The organism is Bacteroides sp. ET336, assembly GCF_024733815.1.
Classification (GTDB): Bacteria; Bacteroidota; Bacteroidia; order Bacteroidales; family Bacteroidaceae; genus Phocaeicola; species Phocaeicola cellulolyticus.
This window is the reverse complement of record NZ_JANRHK010000023.1, coordinates 1-18555: the sequence shown is the minus strand read 5'-3', so window position 1 is coordinate 18555 and position 18555 is coordinate 1. Positions and strand designations below refer to the sequence as shown.

Genomic DNA, 18555 nt, shown 5'->3' with positions numbered 1-18555 from the left:
ATATTAGTTTTAGGTTTGTAAGTTTTTTTATCTGAAGAACGGATTGTTCATCTTTTCGTTTCCTATAGTGGTAGGTTCGCCGTGTCCCGTATACACCTTTGTCTCGTCAGGCAGGGTAAACAGGCGGTTGCTTATGCTGTCAATCAGCTGTCTGTAGTTGCCACGGTCGAGGTCAGTTCTTCCTATACTGCCTCTGAACAGAACATCACCACAGAACAGACAGCCTTCCTTCTCGTTATAGTAAACAAGGCTTCCCGGAGAGTGTCCCGGAGCTTGAATAACCTTCAGCGTCGTGTTTCCGAAGCAAACCTCATCACCGTCGGCCAGCTGCTTTCCAAGTGCAGGAACATCCTCGTTAATCGCTATTCCGAACATGCGGCAATAATCCTTAGTCTTAGGCAACAGGAATTCATCGTCAGCCGAAGCCTCAGGCATAACGCCATAAGTCCTGCTCACAAAGGCATTTCCGAATATATGATCCAGATGCAGATGAGTGTTGAGCAGATGTTTCACGGTGAGTCCGTTTCTTTCGATATACTGCTTCAGCATCTCCTGTTCTTCCTCGTAATAACATCCGGCATCTATTATCACCGCTTCGTTAGTTTCGTCCGAAAGCACATACGTGTTTACCGGAAACATATTGAATTCAAAGCATTTTATAGTCATAGATCATTTGTTTATAGTAACGTAAACCACCTTTTTGGTCTCGAAGAATTCCTCTTCGAAATAATCTTTCAGATCATACATCACTGTCTGGTGTTTCACAGGCAACACCTCGTTCTGAAGCTCACCGCCCTTCAGGCAGATAAGTCCGTTAGGCAAAGCGTTGTTCTGTTCCTTCCTGATATTCTTTCTGATTATTTTCAGAAGGTCTGTAAGCGGCATTACCGCACGGCTCACAACGAAATCGAACAGCTGTTTCTCTTCCTCGGCCCTGCAGTGACGTGTAGTGACATTCTTCAGTCCTATGGCAGAAGCTATTTCAGTAGCCACTTTCACCTTTTTTCCGATGCTATCTACCAGATGGAAATGAGTGTCCGGAAACATAATGGCCAACGGAATGCCAGGAAAACCGCCGCCCGTTCCCAAGTCCATAATCTCAGTGCCCGGTCGGAAATTAATCACCTTGGCGATACCCAGCGAGTGAAGTACATGGTGTTCGTACAGGTTTGTAATGTCTTTTCTGGAAATCACGTTAATCTTGCTGTTCCAGTCGGTATATAAATCGTATAAAGCCATGAACTGTTCCTTCTGTGTGTCGGTCAGTTCCGGAAAATATTTCTGTATAATCTCCATTTATTGAGTTAATAATTAAGAATTAAAAATTAAGAGCTATTTTCTGTTCAGCATCGTTTCAATCTCAGCGTATGGCACGTCGATGATGAATTCGCCCATAGAATACGGAGCTATGTCATATCTGTTGTAGAGGAACGAAACCCTGTCCTCAAGCAGCAGGAAGTTGTCAGGAATATAAAGCTCCACATCCAGCAACGCGCCGTTCTGTTTCAGCCCTTCCAGCGAAGTTATGGTGTCAGTCTCCAGTCTCTGGTTCACCTCGTCAATAAGATGCTTCAGTATCAGACCGATTATTTCCTTCTCCTTGTCTTTTCTGAACACCACTTCCTTGGTAAGCACCTTTCCAGATTTTGCCAGCAGGTTAGCCCATTTTATAGTAGTGTTAGGATGAGCTCCGCCTGTATCCTTGAAAGTAGATACCGAAAAGTTCCATATACTGTCATTATTGAGCGACAGTTCCGAAGTTATCTCATATTCATAGTTGTACCATGCAGGGATATCCTCCGGTTTCACTCCGTTATGAACGTCAGCCTCATAGAATTTGGTAAGTTTGTCCCTGTAGTCCTGAGTATATTTGCCCACCACTGCAGGAATGGCTTCTTTCGGCTCCATATTGCTATATTTATAGCCGAACGCAATACTCTGAATTTTGGAATTTATGATGGCAGAAATTGAATCCTTCTCGTCTCCGGCCTCAAGATACATATAGTCTATGGAAACCTTGCATTTTGGCGATGCTTCGTCACCGGCTTTCAGCGAAACCAGAGTATCCGCCTGTATGCTTGACACTTTTGCTGTCTTGGCTGTTTCCGTATTTTGGCAACCCTGTAATGAGAAACACGCAAGCGCCCCACACATCAAGGTCGTATTAAGTACCGTTCTTTTTTTCATAAGCTGTTTTTGTGATATTTCTATTTAATACAAATATAAACAAAGTTCTTGAAAGAGTTAAACTGATACTTACATTTTAATAGTTTTTTACTGTATCTGCAGCATGCATTATGCCCTACATCTTGCAATATTAAGATAAAACCTATATTTTTGTTTTAAACTAAACCCATAACCATGAAAATAGAAGACTGGAAGCACATCCCTTATTCCGAAGCCTGGGAACGGCAGACGGAATTGTTCAATTCTTTAATAAAAGCCCGCAGCGAGGGACAACCGTACGAGAACCGTATAATCTTCTGTACCCACCCGCACGTATATACAATTGGCAAACACGGCAAGCAGGAAAATATGCTGATAAGCGACGAGATGCTTTCGCGCATAGGAGCCGAGGTGTTCCGTATTGACCGTGGAGGCGACATCACGTATCACGGTCCAGGACAGCTGGTATGTTATCCCATACTCTGTCTGGAGGACTACCATCTTGGACTGAAAGATTATCTCCACCTGCTTGAAGAAGCCATTATCCGTACCTGCTCGCATTACGGAATAGTGTCAGACAGGGTAGCGGGAGCAACCGGAGTATGGCTTGACACCGGTACATCACGCGAAAGAAAGATATGTGCTATGGGAGTCCGGAGCAGCCATTTTGTCACTATGCACGGTCTTGCTCTCAATGTAAATACTGATCTCAATTATTTCCGCCATATCAATCCGTGTGGCTTTATAGATAAGGGCGTCACCTCTATTTTCAAGGAAACGGGCTCCGAAATACCTATGGACGAGGTCAGGGACATACTAAAAGAAGAGTTGCTCCGTCTTTTTTCCGAGAGGGTGTAAACCATCTGATAATGTGTGTCTTGAACGGTCTGTAAGCCCCCAGATAGTATTTAAAAGGATAAAAAACGGATAAAATTGTCTTTAAAATGTTTTGTAAATTAAAATAAAAGTCATACATTTGCACCCGCAATCGAAAATGATGCACTCTTAGCTCAGTTGGTAGAGCAACTGACTCTTAATCAGTGGGTCCAGGGTTCGAATCCCTGAGGGTGTACTTCTTTCGGGAAATTTGACAATAATTTAGTGGATGCACTCTTAGCTCAGTTGGTAGAGCAACTGACTCTTAATCAGTGGGTCCAGGGTTCGAATCCCTGAGGGTGTACGTACACTGACGGTTTTTTGGATTGGGGAATCCATTGGCCGGAAAAAACGAACAAGGAGTCCTTTAAATCGTGAAGATTTGAAGGGCTTTTTTATTTGTGTCTTCAAAAAAATAAGGGATGCCGAAGCATCCCCATTTTCTAAAAATACATTTCCTAATGTCAGAACATTCTTTGTTCAAGTTCCAGGCTTTTCGGGAACATGATATTGTTTTCAATATGTATATGTTCGAACAGTGCATTCACGAACTTCTCCAGTTCCGTCATCATCAGGCGGTAAGTATTGCATCCGTCCTGCGGAACTTCAAAATTGTTTGTTATTTCCTTGATACGGAAATATCTGTTACCTTCTGCCTCATGTTCCATGTTCATAACCCTTATAGGATTTGCTATCGAGCCACAGTGCATAGGCGCTATGCGGATATTCCTTTCCGATGCGTCGAAAAGTTCAAGCAGGTATGGGAACAGTACATTCTCTTCTTTCTGCAGATGGTTTTCCAGATCTTCAAGCGAAACGCTGACCTGTTCGTACAGCTCGTTCAGTTCCGGATGTCTCTCTCCATGTGCTTTCTTCACTTTTTCTATCAGTTCCAGAAGAACCGGACCATTCTTCCTGATGCCGCGGTGATGTATCTTTAGTACATAGTCAATAAGCAGGTCGATAGGCCAGGAGGCAAACGGAATACCACCTTCCGAAACGGTGTTGTTATCATTTATGGCATTAATGACAGTATCTACGTCCACATTGGCTTTCTTGCACGCTTCATCCAAGGCAACTTGACCATGGCAGCAGAAATCTATTCCAAACTTATAAAACACACTCGCCGTAGCAAATCTTTCGGCTACTATATCTCCAACATTTCTCTTTCTTAAATCCATATTGCTTAGTTTTTTAATTGTTTGCTGCAAAGGTAAGGTTAATAAGCCGGGCAAACCGTAACATTTGTTACGTGGCTACATAATAATGGTTAATTGATATTCTGACGTATGTTAATTGTCATTTTGACAAATTGTAATTATTGGTTTCTGAGAATGGCTGTTTTGTGTGTGATGGTTCGATTGAAACTGAAAAAACGTATTTATACGGTTTTGTGAATTGGTAAAATTGTATTTATTGTGCTTGAAATTGTATTATGTGTAAGCGATTTTGGTAGTTGTTGTGATAATAGTTTTTAAATAATGTATTTCTATTGTTATTATGATACTTTGTGCGTCTTCTTGTCTATTGATGAAATAGAATAAAATTTCCTGTTTTGCAATAGATTTTCAAAGGTTTTGCAAGCCTTTTGAAAATGCTTTGACATTCAAATTAAGATTTCAAAGCGTTTTGGTTGGAATTTCCGGTCGTTTTCTCTTGATTTTTGGGGTAGGAGAGTGTTAATTTATTTGTGGTGTTTAAGGTTGTTGCTGATTTTAGTTGATGAGTTGTTAAGTATTTGTGCATGTGTGTTTAACTTTTCTTCCTAGAATGATGATTGTTTTGATTTGTAAAGTAAGAGATGATTGTGGATTTGTGACAAAAAGTAATGTTTAGACTGTGTTTGTTGACTGTTTAGTGAGTGTTTACTGAAATAATATAATATGAACTATCCGGAAAATCCGGATAGTTCAAAGTTAATGTAGCGAGTTGTTTGGAATTACCGGACAACTCGAATTTTATTTATGAAAAGATGAATTATCTGTTCTTTCTATAACTTAATTATTATATATCCTTATTAAAGAATTTTTATTATTTTTGCGATTGAATTATGTTATATTTGCCAAGCAAATATTGCAATAAATTGATTATGCTTACACCACAACAACAAAAATATATAGCTTGGGATTTGACAAGGAAACGAAACTCCTCTGATGATGATAAGTTTACGAGTGTCTTGGCAGAGGCACAGGTAGATTTAAATCCTCACCAGATAGATGCTGCTTTGTTTGCTTTTCGCTCGCCTTTAAGTATGGGAGCTATACTCGCAGATGAAGTAGGATTGGGTAAGACTATAGAAGCGGCTCTTGTTATTTCTCAGCAGTGGGCACAACGTAACAGAAGAATTCTTATCATAGCTCCAGCCACATTAAGGAATCAATGGAGTATGGAGCTGGCAGAAAAATTCTTTTTGCCTTCTGTTATACTTGAAAATAAGAATTTCAACAAAATAATAACTTCTGAATATCGTAATCCATTTGATACAACTGATGCTATTGTCATCTGTTCATATCAGTTTGCCAAGAAACAGATTCGTCATATTGAGAGTATTGATTGGGATTTGATTGTAATAGATGAGGCCCATAAACTTCGTAATGTTTATAAAACAGGTAATAAAACCGCATCTGTACTGAAAGAAGGCCTTAAGAATTTTAAGAAGCTTCTTCTTACTGCAACACCATTGCAAAATAATGTGAAGGAACTGTTCGGACTGATATCTATTATTGATGACAATTATTTTGGCAGTTTAAAGAGTTTTACTGACAGGTATAGTAAAGCCGGCCTTCGACAGGATAAAATGTATCATGAACTTAGAGACAGAATCAGTCCTATCATACACCGTACATTGAGAAGTGACGTTCAGGAGTATGTGAAATACACGGAACGTCATCCTATGGTGCAAGAATATTATCCGAGTGATGATGAACTGGCTCTGTCGGAACTTGTTAATGAGTACCTTCAGAAAGAAGCTTGTTATGGTATGCCCCCCAGTCAAAGAACACTTATTTCATTGGTGCTTCATAAACTTCTTTCTTCATCCACTTTTGCTATTGCAGGAACACTTAAAACTATCATTGACAGGCTGAATGATATTTTAGAGAATGAAATATCAAATCAAACCGACGATGATTATATAATGTCTGATATTAAGAATGACATTGATGAATTTGAAGATTATGATGAAGAATGGGCTGATGAAGAAGATGAAGAGTTTGATGCTAAAAATAAGCCGGATACAAAATATTCAAAAGAGGATGCTGAAGGAATTAAAGCAGAAATAGCGGAACTTACTGCTATTTATGAACTGGCATTAGGTATAGCCCATAATACGAAAGGTGAATGTCTTTTAAAGGCTTTGGAAGTAGCTTTTGAGGATAAACGCAAGAACGGTCAGCCGGAGAAAGCATTGATTTTTACGGAGAGTAACAGAACTCAATTATACCTGAAACAATTATTGGAGGGTGCAGGGTATAAAGGTAAAATTGTTCTTTTCAATGGCTCGAATAACGATGCTGAATCAAAAGAGACTTATAATGACTGGTTGGAAAAGAATCAGGGAACATCGCGTATAACAGGCTCAGTATCGGCAGACAAGCGTCAGGCTATTGTGGATTATTTTAGGAACACAGCTCAGATAATGATAGCTACTGAGGCTGCATCGGAAGGTATTAATCTTCAGTTTTGTTCATTGTTGGTCAATTATGATTTGCCATGGAATCCTCAAAGGGTAGAACAGCGCATAGGTCGTTGTCATCGTTATGGTCAGAAGAATGACGTAGTTGTTGTAAACTTTATAAATAAGGCCAATCGTGCCGACCAGAGAGTTTACGAACTGTTGTCGCAGAAATTTAATCTTTTCTGTGGCGTATTCGGTTCAAGCGATGAGGTTTTGGGAAGTACGATGGATGGTATTGATTTTGAACGTCGTGTGTTGGATATCTACCAGTCATGCCGTTCTGTAGAAGAAATTGACGCAGCGTTCGACCGCCTTCAGGAAGAAATGAAGGAGGAAATAGATCAGACCATTGTAGATTCACAAGCAAAACTGATTGAGAATTTTGATAAGGATGTCGTTAATAAGTTAAAGCTTAGAAAAAGTGCTGACGAATACCGTCTGTCAGAGTTTTACCGTCTTCTTTGGCTTTTGACTACTTCAGTGCTTAAGGATAAAATTGATATAGTCGATAATAAGAACTGTCGGTTTAGACTTCATGGTTCTGTTTCTTTTGAAGGAAAGGAAATAGAAACAGGATTTTATAAGATGGGTAAAGATGTTAATGATGCCTATACTTATCGTATCGGTCATCCGCTTGCACAGTGGATGCTTGAAAGAGCAAAGGCCTTAGATACGAATGCAAATACTACATTAACTTTTGATTACTCTGCACAGGGTGAGAAGATTTCAATCATAGAGAGTCAGAAAGGGAAATCCGGTGTATTGAAAGTGAGCTTAGTGCATTACGTTTCTCCAAAAGATTCGGAAGAACATCTTCTTGCGACGGCATTCGATTCTGAAGGAAATCTTATGGATGATGATTTTGTTTCAAAACTGATGGCAGTTCCGGCAATATCAAGTCAGACATCGGATATAGATTTACAATCCATAGAACAATGTGAGAAAGATAAGCTTGATATTCTTTCAGGGCAGATAAAACAAAGGAACAAACAGTTTATCAATGATGAGAGCGTAAAGATAGAACGTTGGGCAGAAGACCAGACTTTTTTCGTGGAACAGGAATTGAAGGATCTGAAAAAGCAGATTAAAGAAAAAGAAAGGATTTTCAGACTTGAAACCGACGACGCAAAAAGACTATCCTTGCAAAAGGAAATACAGTCCTTGCAAAAGTTACAGAGGCAGAAGCGTCAGGAACTTTTTGTAGTTGAAGATGAGATTATTGAGCAAAGAGATAAACTTATAGAACAATTGAATGACGCACTTGCTGCAACAATAACCCAAGAACCACTGTTTACTATTAATAGGAAAATAAAATAACATAATATATGGCAACATCACAATTTGATTCATTTATAAAGACACTCAAGAAAGTCTTTATGCTTGACCAGGCCGATTTGGATTTCGGTATATATCGCATAATGAACCAAAAGAGGAAGGATATAGAGAAGTATTTGAATGAGAACCTGAAAACTCAGGTTACAGAAGTACTTAATAACAATAAGTCATCTCAAGTGGCAGAACTTGAAAATGAGCTTAAAGAAGCGCGTAAAGCTGCCGAAATGCTTGGTATCTCTCCTGATGATATGCCTAAAGTGAAAGAATTGAAAGCCAAGATTGTGTCTTTGGGAAATACTGAAGATTTGGAAAATGAAGTTTATTCTCATCTTTCTACATTTTTTAGCCGATACTATGATGGAGGCGATTTCATTTCTCAGCGAAGATATAAAAAAGATGTGTATGCTATTCCGTATGAAGGTGAGGAAGTAAAACTTCATTGGGCTAATGCTGACCAGTATTATATAAAAACCAGTGAGTATTTCCGTAATTATCGTTTTAAACTTGATAGCGGTAAATATGTAGAGTTTACATTGAAAGAAGTTTCAACCGAGCAAAACAATGATAAACCACAAAACAATATGGAACATCGTTTTGCTCTATATAGTGAATGTCCGGTTGAAGTTATCAACGATGAACTACATATAAATTTTACATACGAACTTTACCCTAAAGCAACCAAGCAGAAAGCTTTGATTGAATCGGCGTTTAATGTTGTTAAGGATTTACTGCCTTCTGAATTTAAAATGGATGTCCTTGTTTTACGTCCTACGGACTCTGACCGGAGCAGAACATTGCTTCAAAAGCATTTATCGGATTATGTAGCAAGAAATACATTCGATTATTTTATTCATAAAGATTTAAAGGGTTTTCTATCGAGGGAACTTGATTTCTATATCAAGAATGAGATACTTGAAATTGATGATATAGATGCGCGCACTACAGAGTCATTCCTTGCACATCTTACTATCATTAAAGCAATAAAGAATGTTGGTAGTAAGATAATAGAATTCCTTGCATCATTGGAGAACTTTCAGAAACGACTGTGGCTTAAAAAGAAAATGGTTGTTTCTGCAGATTATTGTATTACTTTGGATCGTGTACCGGAGAAGTTCTATGCAGAAATTTGTGCTAATGATTCCCAGAGGGAGGAATGGGTAAAACTTTTTGCTATTGATGAAATTAAATCATCTCAGCCTGAAGGCTTTTTTAATGAAGGAGCTGTAACAGGGTACTCTATTCCGCTTACAGAACAATTCTTGAAGGAAAATCCTTTTTTAGTTTTGGATACAGCATTTTTTACAGATGATTTTAAGCGTAAACTTATTTCTGAAATTGATGATTTGGATGAAGTATGTGATGGATTATTGATAAATTCTGAGAACTTTCAGGCATTAAACTTAATCAGTGAAAAATATAATGGGGTGATAAACATGGTGGTAACGGACCCGCCTTATAATACAGGTGATGATGATTTTTTATATAAAGATAATTTTTGCCATTCGTCATGGTTGACTATGATGTATGACAGGATTAGTTTATTATATTCGATTTTGTCAGATAATAGTTGGTGTTCGTTAAATATAAATGATATTGAACTTTTTAACCTAATGAAACTTTTAGAGACTATGAATTGGAGTACCCGTACAAATCTGACAGTGAAAATGTCTCATTTAAGTGGTATGAAAATGTCTCATATTGATAAAAAAGTACCTAAAATTAAGGAGTCAATAATTTTATTATCTAAGGGTTTAGATTATAAGTTAACCCCAATATATGAACAATGTTCTTGGGATGAGGCTTTTGATCGATATACATCGTGGATAGATAGAAATAACTCTTCAAGGCCAGAAGATTGGACTCATCGAAGTGTTAGACAGGCAGCTTTAGAATATGGGGTTGATATAGAAAATTCCAAAGAATTTGATATCTTTAGAATACAAAACGCTGATAAAATATATCAACGAGCCAAAAACGATTCTTTGAATGGATATCCTCATGATGATATTTTCAGAGAGATTGTGACCCCTACGGGGTTAAAAAAAATAGTTCTTGATGCAAAAGAAGTACTTCTAGCTTCTTCATATTTAAAAAAGATAAATGGCCAATATGTTCCTGTACGGCCTAAAGGTGACATTTGGGATGATATTGGTATAAATAATGTTCATAACGAAGGTGGAGTACAACTTCCAAATGGGAAAAAACCCGTTAAACTATTCGAAAGACTAATAGCCTTATTTAGTCAAAAAAAATCTGTTATTTTGGATCCATTTGCAGGTTCTGCTACATTAGCTCACGCAGTTGTTAATATATGTGAAAGAGAGAATGCTAAGCATAAATATATTTTGGTACAAGAAGGCTATCGGTATTTTGAAGACAAGACGAAACGTAGATTACAAAATATAATGTATTCAAATGAATGGAAATTAGATAAACCTATAAGTCGGAAAGGTCGTAGTCATTGTTTTAAATATATGCTTCTTGAACAGTATGAAGATACACTAAATAATCTTGTAGTAAAAAAGAATACATTAATGGATCAGGAAGGAGAGTTCTTTGATGGTTATATGCTTGGTTACCTATTGGATACTGAAACCAAGGACTCGCTTTTCTCATTAGACTGGTTTGTGAACCCGTGGAATACAAAATTAAAAATTACACGAAACAATGAAACTAAAGAAGAGAAAATAGACCTTGTAGAAACATTCAATTATCTGATAGGGCTTAAGGTTCAAAGAATTTCGTATCCTAAATCGGATATCTGTGTGGTAGAAGGATATAACCGTAAGGAAGAACATATACTTATAATATGGAGAGACTGTACGAAAGTCTCAAATGAAGACCTCAATGAATTCTTTAGAAGAATGGCATATTCTACTCGTGACAAAGAATTTGATAAGATATATGTAAACGGTGACAACAATCTTGAAAACCTCAAGACTGATGCAGATACGTGGAAAGTAACCTTGATAGAACAGGAATTCAGTAAAAGAATGTTTGAGGCAGAATAACTATGGCGAAACAAAGAAGAACGACAAATACAGTTCCTCAAACTTTGAGTAACTCTCTTGTACTGAACAGATTTATATTGAATCTGTTCGGTACAAAGTCTTTGAGGGAATTAAGCGAAAATCTTAAAGATCCTGCATACGAAGGATATACAGAAGATGGTGTATCCATTTTTGCAGAGCAATTGAAAGCCAGACTTTATGTAGGACATGAGATTACGGAAGATATGCTGCTTGAGTATGACCATAATATATTCAAGCATACTCAGGAAATCAGTAAAAACAGGGATAAAGAAATAAAGTGGAAATATTTCCAGTATCTTTCTCTTCTTTTTACAGAAATCTACTTGGATAAATATTTTACAAATAAGGAAAAGCTTCTTGAGGATATCCGTAATTATCATACTTTTGTATTCAATAATGAAAAAGATACAAATCATGAAATAGCTGAATTTACAGAGAATGACTTGAATAAGTTGGCTTTCTGGAGTGCTACAGGCTCTGGAAAGACACTGCTTATGCATGTTAATATTTTACAGTTTCAGCATTATCTGTCGCGTGCCGGTAAAAAGGTGAACAAAACAATACTTATTACGCCTAATGAAGGGCTTACCAATCAGCATATCGGTGAATTCGGACAGAGTTCTATTGAGGCACAACAGTTCAGTAAGTATGCGGCATCAGGCTTTTTTCATAATCAGAACATTGATATTATAGAGATAACCAAATTGGCAGAAACAGATGGTGACAAGACTGTAGCTGTTGATTCTTTTGAAGGGAATAATCTTGTTTTGGTGGATGAAGGTCATCGTGGCTCTTCCGGTGATAAATGGAAGAACTATAGAGATAAACTCAGTAAAGATGGATTCGCTTTTGAATATTCTGCTACATTTGGTCAGGCTATTAATTCTGTAAGTTCACCGGCTAAAAGAAAAGATATGCTTGCGGAGTATGCTAAAGCTACTCTTTTTGATTATTCCTATAAGTATTTCTATAATGACGGGTTTGGAAAAGATTATCAGATTCTCAATATGGTTGATACATGGGATACTAATAATCTGCAAACCTACCTAACGGCATGTCTACTTAATTTCTATGAACAGTTACGCTTATATATTGACAAGGGGGTAGAGTTACGACCGTTCCTTATAGAACGCCCGCTTGCAATCTTTGTGGGAAGTTCTGTTACTGCAGACAGCGGTGCGGCGGCCGAACGTGAAAGTAGTGATGTGGTAATTATATTACGCTTTTTCCAAAGGTTTGTGAAAGAGACTTTGGAGTCTGTACGAAACATAAGAAATCTTCTGGAAGGGACTGATGGGCTGGTAAATAAGAATAATCATTCTATTTTTACACGTTCATTTAAATACCTGCGCAGTTTTAAAGATAAGACTCCGGAACAGATTTATGAGGATATCTTGAAAACTGTTTTCCATTGTACTGTTGCAGGTGCAGTTCTTCATCTTGACAACCTTCGTGGCCTTGATGGTGAAATAGGAATGCGTATAGGTAATGGTGACTATTTTGGGGTTATCAATGTGGGTGATGCTTCGAAACTTGTAGGAAAGTGTGTGGATGCAGGAATCAATGCAATGGCCAAAGATTACACCGATAAATCCTTGTTTGAATCAATCAACAAGCCTGAGAGTAAGATAAATATTCTGATTGGTTCTAAAAAGTTTACCGAGGGATGGTCGTCATGGAGAGTGTCAACAATGGGATTAATGAACGTAGGCCGTTCTGAAGGTAGCCAGATTATTCAGCTTTTCGGACGTGGAGTCCGTTTAAAAGGATATAAGATGTCTCTCAAAAGATCTTCGGCCTTAGATTCTTCCTTGCAGCCCGATTCAAAGCCTAAAAATATTCAGACATTGGAAACACTGAATATCTTTGGTGTAAAGGCTGATTATATGGAACAATTCAAGAGTATTCTTGAAGAAATGGGACTTCCTGCAAACGACAGTGATTTTGATGAAGTGACTCTTCCTGTATTGCCAGTAGTAGATTTAGGAAAGAAGAAACTTAAATATTTAAAAGTAAAGGACGGACTTGATTTTAAGAAAGATGTTGTGGTAAACATTGAACCTGGAATGCTTGATAAAGCTTCGTCCCAGGTTTCTCTTGATATGTATGCCAAAATTCAGGCAATGGGCTCAATAAAAGGAATGAATGATTCTGGGGCAAATGTGAATATAGCTACATTCTCTCAGAAACATCTTTCTGTAATTGACTGGAACAAGGTTTATTTCGACCTTATTGATTTTAAGAATGATAAGGCTTGGTATAATATGAATCTTTCTTTAGATAAACTGAAGGAAATAATGACCTTGTCTTCACATTGGTATGAACTGTCTATTCCTGCTCCTGCTATGGAATTTGGAAATTACAAGAATTGCGTTAATCTATGGCAAGGTATTGTAACTGCGCTTTTGAAAGGATATGTAGAGAAAGCATACAACAATATCAAAAGTAAATGGATGAGTGAGCATGTTGAGGTAGCTTATCTGGACTCGTCACATCCTAATTTTGAAAAGGAATACCAGCTTCTTGTACATAAAGACTTATCTGAATTCTATGAAAAGATACTTCAGATTAAAGATGAGCTTGTAAATAATAAGTTCATGAAAACTGTGCAGATAGGTTCCGGTCATAATTTTGACGTACTTCATATATCAGGACATTTGTATCAACCATTGTTGTATATAAACGGTAATGATACTACATTCATAGGGGATAATGGAACAAGTCTTATTGAGATTCGCCCGGTACCGTTGAATCTTGGAGAAAAGGATTTCTTGATGGATATTCAACATTTTGCTGATTCGGAGAAAGGAAAGATATTTATGAAGGATAAGGAGCTGTATTTACTTAGAAACAAGAGTAAAAAAGGTATTGGCTTCTTTGACGCTTCGGGCTTTTATCCCGACTTTATTGTATGGCTCATTTCGGGTAGCCATCAGTATATTTCTTTTGTAGATCCAAAAGGAATTACAAGATTGAAGCACTTCTCTGATAGCAAGATTGAGCTACATAAGGAGATAAAAGTGATAGAAAAGTCACTTAATGATAATGATATTACTCTTAACAGTTATATCATTTCTAATACTCCGCTTAAAGATGTATGGTATTGGTCGGAATGTAAAGGTCTTGATGTAAATAAAGTAAAACAGAAATTCAATGACCATCATGTTTATTTCCAAAGAGAACAGAAGGAAGTATATATTGAGATGATGCTTCTTTCGATGATGGAGGAGTAAAATAATTAAATTAAATCTCCAGCTCTCTTTTTGAGCTGGAGATGTGAATAGATAATTATAACTGATTAAAGCTAATAATAGTATGGAAAACAATAGAATTTTTTTTGATTTTAGACAAACTGATTATTCAGATGCCGCAGTGTGTAATGATAGTGAACTTGTAAATAAGGTTCAAATGGAAAAAATGATGGAACTTATTGAAGAACAGGTTCAAAAGTCTAAAAATTTTAAATTGCCTGAGAGTAATAAAATTGAAAAGCAGCAACATGTTCATAATACAATCTCAATATTTGGGAATAGAGGAGCTGGTAAGACAACTTTTCTACAAACTTCATTATATCTGATATCTCAAAAATATGAAAAAGATGCAGTCTTGTTGAAAGTATTAGACCCTTCTTTGTTGGATTGTAAACAACATCCTTTTATAAGTATAATTGCATCCATTCACGAATTAGTAGAAGAATGTATCAATAAAGATTATCTTAATAGGGGAAATATATCTAAAACAGATAAAGATAAATACGATTCTTCATATAAGAAACTTTTGAAAGGTTTACCTTTTATTGATGGCGTGGGTAGCGCTAACAGTTATCAGGATTGGGATGACGATTTATATGTTTCAATGCAAGGCATGGAAAAAGCCGAGGCTTCAAATAATCTGATTGATAACTTCATAGAGTATGTATATGACGCTTTGAAAGTTCTGAATAAGAAATGTTTCATAATACCTTTTGATGATATAGATACCAATATAAATAAAGGATTTGAAATTTTAGAAGTGATAAGAAAATATCTTATTACCGAGCAGATTATAACCATCTTAACAGGAGATTTAGATTTGTATAGTAAACTTGTAAGAAAGGCATCATGGGAAAGTTTTAGTAAAGACTTTTTAGAAAAAGAATGTAATTATTCAAAAAGAAATCCAGATGAGTTCTCACATATGATTAATCATTTGGAGAATCAGTACCTTTTAAAGGTTTTGAAGCCTGAGTATAGAATTCATCTTAAGACTATTAGAGAGGTAATAGAAAGTGGTGAGTCTATTATTGGAGTTTATATTAATGATTATTCATTTGCGGATATATCAGTTTGCTATCAATATATTCTGGATAAGATAGGTTTTAAGACAGAGAATATTCGAGTAACGAATCAAATAATATATTTTTGGGAAGGATTGTCTATTAGGACACAAATGCGACTACTTAAATTATTGTCAAATTATCACGATGAACGTCATAATGATAAAAATAATTTTACACATGAATTCATTAATATATTTTGGAATGATATAAAGCAGAAGTCATTAAATGCTAAAAGTTTGGTAAATGACGATAAGTACTATCCGGTAGAAATGATGAAGTTCTTAATTGATACTAAATCATTAAGTGACTGTAGTGATTTTATGCCACATACAAATGATGACATTTTGAATAAGGCTCTTTTGGCCATTAGTGCACAGTTTACGAAACAAGTGAACAAATCAGGTTTCATGATATTCGATTATTGGGTAAGAGTATGTTATATGAAGTATGTATTGGAGAGTTTTAAAGTTGATGATACTACAAATATTCTTGATGAAATTGTTAAATTCAGTTCTGTTTTAGAACATGATGATATTACAAAATGTATAGGATTAGTTGAAGCATATAGCAGAAGTAAATACAAATCTCAGTCGCTTCCATATAAAACTATGCCTGGGACGATGATAATTGATGAAAATGTAGCTCGAAATAATAATAGTTTTGGAAAATATCTTGATTTAATATCACATGGAACAATAGATCAGTCTAATAATCTTATTAGATATGTTTCTATTTATAAACTTTTTGCTGTAATAAGGGATTGTTTATTTAATAGCTTGAAGTATGGTATTCGTGAAGGTTTAAATAAAAGGCGTAATAACACTTTAATAATAAAAAAAATAGCTCAATTCAGAGGGTATCTTGAACCTACAATATTTGAAACAAAATATAATTATAGTTATGATAGTGAGAAATATAATTTGTTAAATGATGATTTATTAAGAGACGATGATGTTATATGGGATTCTATTACTTGCAATTTTATTGAATGGAAGAAAGATTCATTAAAGATATTTAGTTCATTGGGTAATGTTACACCACAATTACTAAACCGAATTTTTACAAGAACATATTTTACAATGATTAATATAGATAAAGATTCATCATATGTAAATATAGGACAAAAATTTAATGCATATATAATTGCATTCCTTAATTCTGTTTTGGTTGAATGGTCTTTTGAAAAATCTCAGATTAAAGGGCTGATTATAGATAATAGTGGTAGTATTGAATATACTTTTAAGAACAATATTTCATTAATTAAAGAAGGAGATTGTGTATTATTAGAATGGTTAATAAATTGTCCTCTAATAAAATTATTTATTGATCCTGTTTATTACCTCATAATTAAAAAATATAATCGATTGGATGATGAAAGGAATAAACTTGTGGAGTTATTTACAAAAAGAACTTTTTATTATAGAATACATACACTTCATGAAAAATTGGATATATATAATAAATTATCAGACAATTTGATGAATATCTTGAATTGGTCAGAACTGTTTCAATTTAATAGAAAAGAGATAGGACAACAACAATGGCTTTTTTCATTAGAACCTTTAGAAGATGGTATAATGTATTTGGATGTAAATATGTCAAATAATTTAATTTTTCAAAAAATAGATAAAATGTCTGTCATGCTTGAACAAGTTGGGTTGTCAATATATAATATAAAACAAGAAATAGAAAGTGCTGAATCATATTTCTCAAAAAGGTTTGGTAATATGAAATACGAATTAGATGATATTGATGACTTTAATAATAATTTCTATAAATATTTATGTAGTATAAAGATAAGATGATATGTATCCTATAGTCATAAAACTTCTTTCAGACAATGAGAGTCTTTTGGAATATGAGCAATATGCTAATACAAAAGATTATATAATTTCATTTGAGCATGTAAAAAGACGACTTATCTCTATAGAAAGAATGTCGGATATAAGGAAAAATGATAATTTTTATGAGGATATGGGACAGATTCAAATGGATAAATATAAAAGTCTTGCCCATTTCCTGTATAAAATGCCACAAGATATATCCAATGATTTATTATGTAATATTGGAAATTGTATCTATATAAAGAAGGAAGGATTTAATGTTTGGATGGATATACTTACTTATATCCCTCCAACTATCCTTATTGCTGGATATATTTATGGCAATTTGGAGTATTCTTTATCTACCATGTCTTTGAAAGAACTAAAATACTTGATAGAGAAAAGAATTAGTCAGTTTAAATATACATCTTATCCTGTAGTATATCTGCCAGAATTGAATTTCTTAACGAAAGAAGTTGGGCTACATGATTTGCATATACATTTGAATGGTTCTACGGAGTCGGATATAGTGTGGAATTATATGCTAAGACATCCATATAAAACTATAAAAAATTATGCAGATGAATTCAATAATAAACATTCTGTCAGAAAATTGGCAGAGCAGACAACTTTAAATTTTACACCGGAAAGGTTTGGTGAGAGATTGCTTGAAGCTAAAAAGATACGTTCATATATATGTAAAGTTATTTCAAATAAAATCAATGGTGTAGATGGTTTTAATAATGAAGACGAATATTGGGTTAGTAATATTTTGGGTATAGATAAAACTAAATCTTTTTCTCCGATAATTGATGAAATATTGTTCTATTTATATGTTTTTGATTATCTGTCACGATATGAGAATGATTTTATAGCATGTAAATTTCATCATTATCTTTTAATTAAGGGAATAATACATCGATTATCTGTAATGCAATGCTCGCAATATGGTTTTACCCAGTTTCAATATATAACTGAAACCCCTTCAAGATATGGCGTAGAGACAAGCTATAAAAATCGCTTTTTACAACTTTCTGGTGCAGGGGAAAATAAGTATTTATCTTTTATTGAGGGAAGATTTTCTCCTGGAAAGAATAAATTTGAGATAAATAATCTTGTGCGAAGAATATATAAAGGATTTAACGAGGCTAAAGCAGAAACTGATTCTCGTTTACTGGATGATGTTGAATTGTACTTAGTTGCGCATTTTATAAAGAAGAAAGAGAAGAACGTAAAGAATCTTCCAGTAAGGCACAGAGATTTAAGAACTGATTTACGAAAGAGGGCATTAGCTTTAGTACAGTATATCAGGACTAATAATGAATATGG

Annotated in this window: 10 protein-coding genes and 2 tRNA genes; 8 read left to right on the top strand and 4 right to left on the bottom strand. The window is 35.3% G+C overall.

The window, feature by feature from the left end; genetic code table 11:
• Positions 1-27 precede the first annotated feature (27 nt).
• The 3 genes from NW213_RS15065 to NW213_RS15055 are packed head-to-tail and all read right to left on the bottom strand — an operon-like array spanning position 28 to position 2187.
• Positions 28-666, bottom strand: coding sequence for an MBL fold metallo-hydrolase (locus NW213_RS15065; protein WP_258323288.1), 639 nt, complete (start codon positions 664-666; stop codon positions 28-30).
• A 3-nt stretch (positions 667-669) separates the two neighbouring features.
• Positions 670-1296: a 16S rRNA (guanine(527)-N(7))-methyltransferase RsmG gene (gene rsmG, locus NW213_RS15060; RefSeq protein WP_235339736.1), complete on the bottom strand. Its 627-nt coding sequence runs from the start codon at positions 1294-1296 to the stop codon at positions 670-672.
• 36 nt (positions 1297-1332) lie between these two features.
• Complete coding sequence (locus NW213_RS15055) at positions 1333-2187, bottom strand: DUF3298 and DUF4163 domain-containing protein (protein ID WP_204393148.1); 855 nt, start codon at positions 2185-2187, stop codon at positions 1333-1335.
• Between the two features lie 174 nt (positions 2188-2361).
• Between NW213_RS15055 and lipB the strand changes: the two genes are divergently transcribed.
• The 3 genes from lipB to NW213_RS15040 all read left to right on the top strand — a co-directional run bounded on the left by lipB (position 2362) and on the right by NW213_RS15040 (position 3346).
• Positions 2362-3024, top strand: coding sequence for a lipoyl(octanoyl) transferase LipB (gene lipB, locus NW213_RS15050; protein ID WP_258323287.1), 663 nt, complete (start codon positions 2362-2364; stop codon positions 3022-3024).
• Between the two features lie 141 nt (positions 3025-3165).
• Positions 3166-3238: transfer RNA gene (locus NW213_RS15045), tRNA-Lys, on the top strand.
• 35 nt (positions 3239-3273) lie between these two features.
• Positions 3274-3346: transfer RNA gene (locus NW213_RS15040), tRNA-Lys, on the top strand.
• A gap of 160 nt (positions 3347-3506) precedes the next feature.
• On the opposite strand, the gene ric is transcribed toward NW213_RS15040, so the two are convergent.
• Positions 3507-4223: an iron-sulfur cluster repair di-iron protein gene (ric, locus tag NW213_RS15035; protein ID WP_258323286.1), complete on the bottom strand. Its 717-nt coding sequence runs from the start codon at positions 4221-4223 to the stop codon at positions 3507-3509.
• Positions 4224-5131: 908 nt separating this feature from the next.
• Between ric and NW213_RS15030 the strand changes: the two genes are divergently transcribed.
• The 5 genes from NW213_RS15030 to NW213_RS15010 form a co-directional block, all read left to right on the top strand.
• On the top strand, positions 5132-8035 hold the full coding sequence (locus tag NW213_RS15030) for a DEAD/DEAH box helicase (protein WP_258323285.1): 2904 nt from the start codon (positions 5132-5134) through the stop codon (positions 8033-8035).
• A gap of 8 nt (positions 8036-8043) precedes the next feature.
• Positions 8044-11064 carry a site-specific DNA-methyltransferase gene (locus NW213_RS15025; protein ID WP_258323284.1) on the top strand — a complete coding sequence of 1007 codons (3021 nt, stop codon included), beginning with the start codon at positions 8044-8046 and terminating at the stop codon, positions 11062-11064.
• 2 nt (positions 11065-11066) lie between these two features.
• Positions 11067-14318 carry a DEAD/DEAH box helicase family protein gene (locus NW213_RS15020; RefSeq protein ID WP_258323283.1) on the top strand — a complete coding sequence of 1084 codons (3252 nt, stop codon included), beginning with the start codon at positions 11067-11069 and terminating at the stop codon, positions 14316-14318.
• Positions 14319-14400: 82 nt separating this feature from the next.
• Complete coding sequence (locus NW213_RS15015; RefSeq protein WP_258323282.1) at positions 14401-17208, top strand: hypothetical protein; 2808 nt, start codon at positions 14401-14403, stop codon at positions 17206-17208.
• A gap of 1 nt (position 17209) precedes the next feature.
• On the top strand, positions 17210-18555 hold a 1346-nt coding region (locus NW213_RS15010), incomplete at its 3' end, for a hypothetical protein (RefSeq protein WP_258323281.1).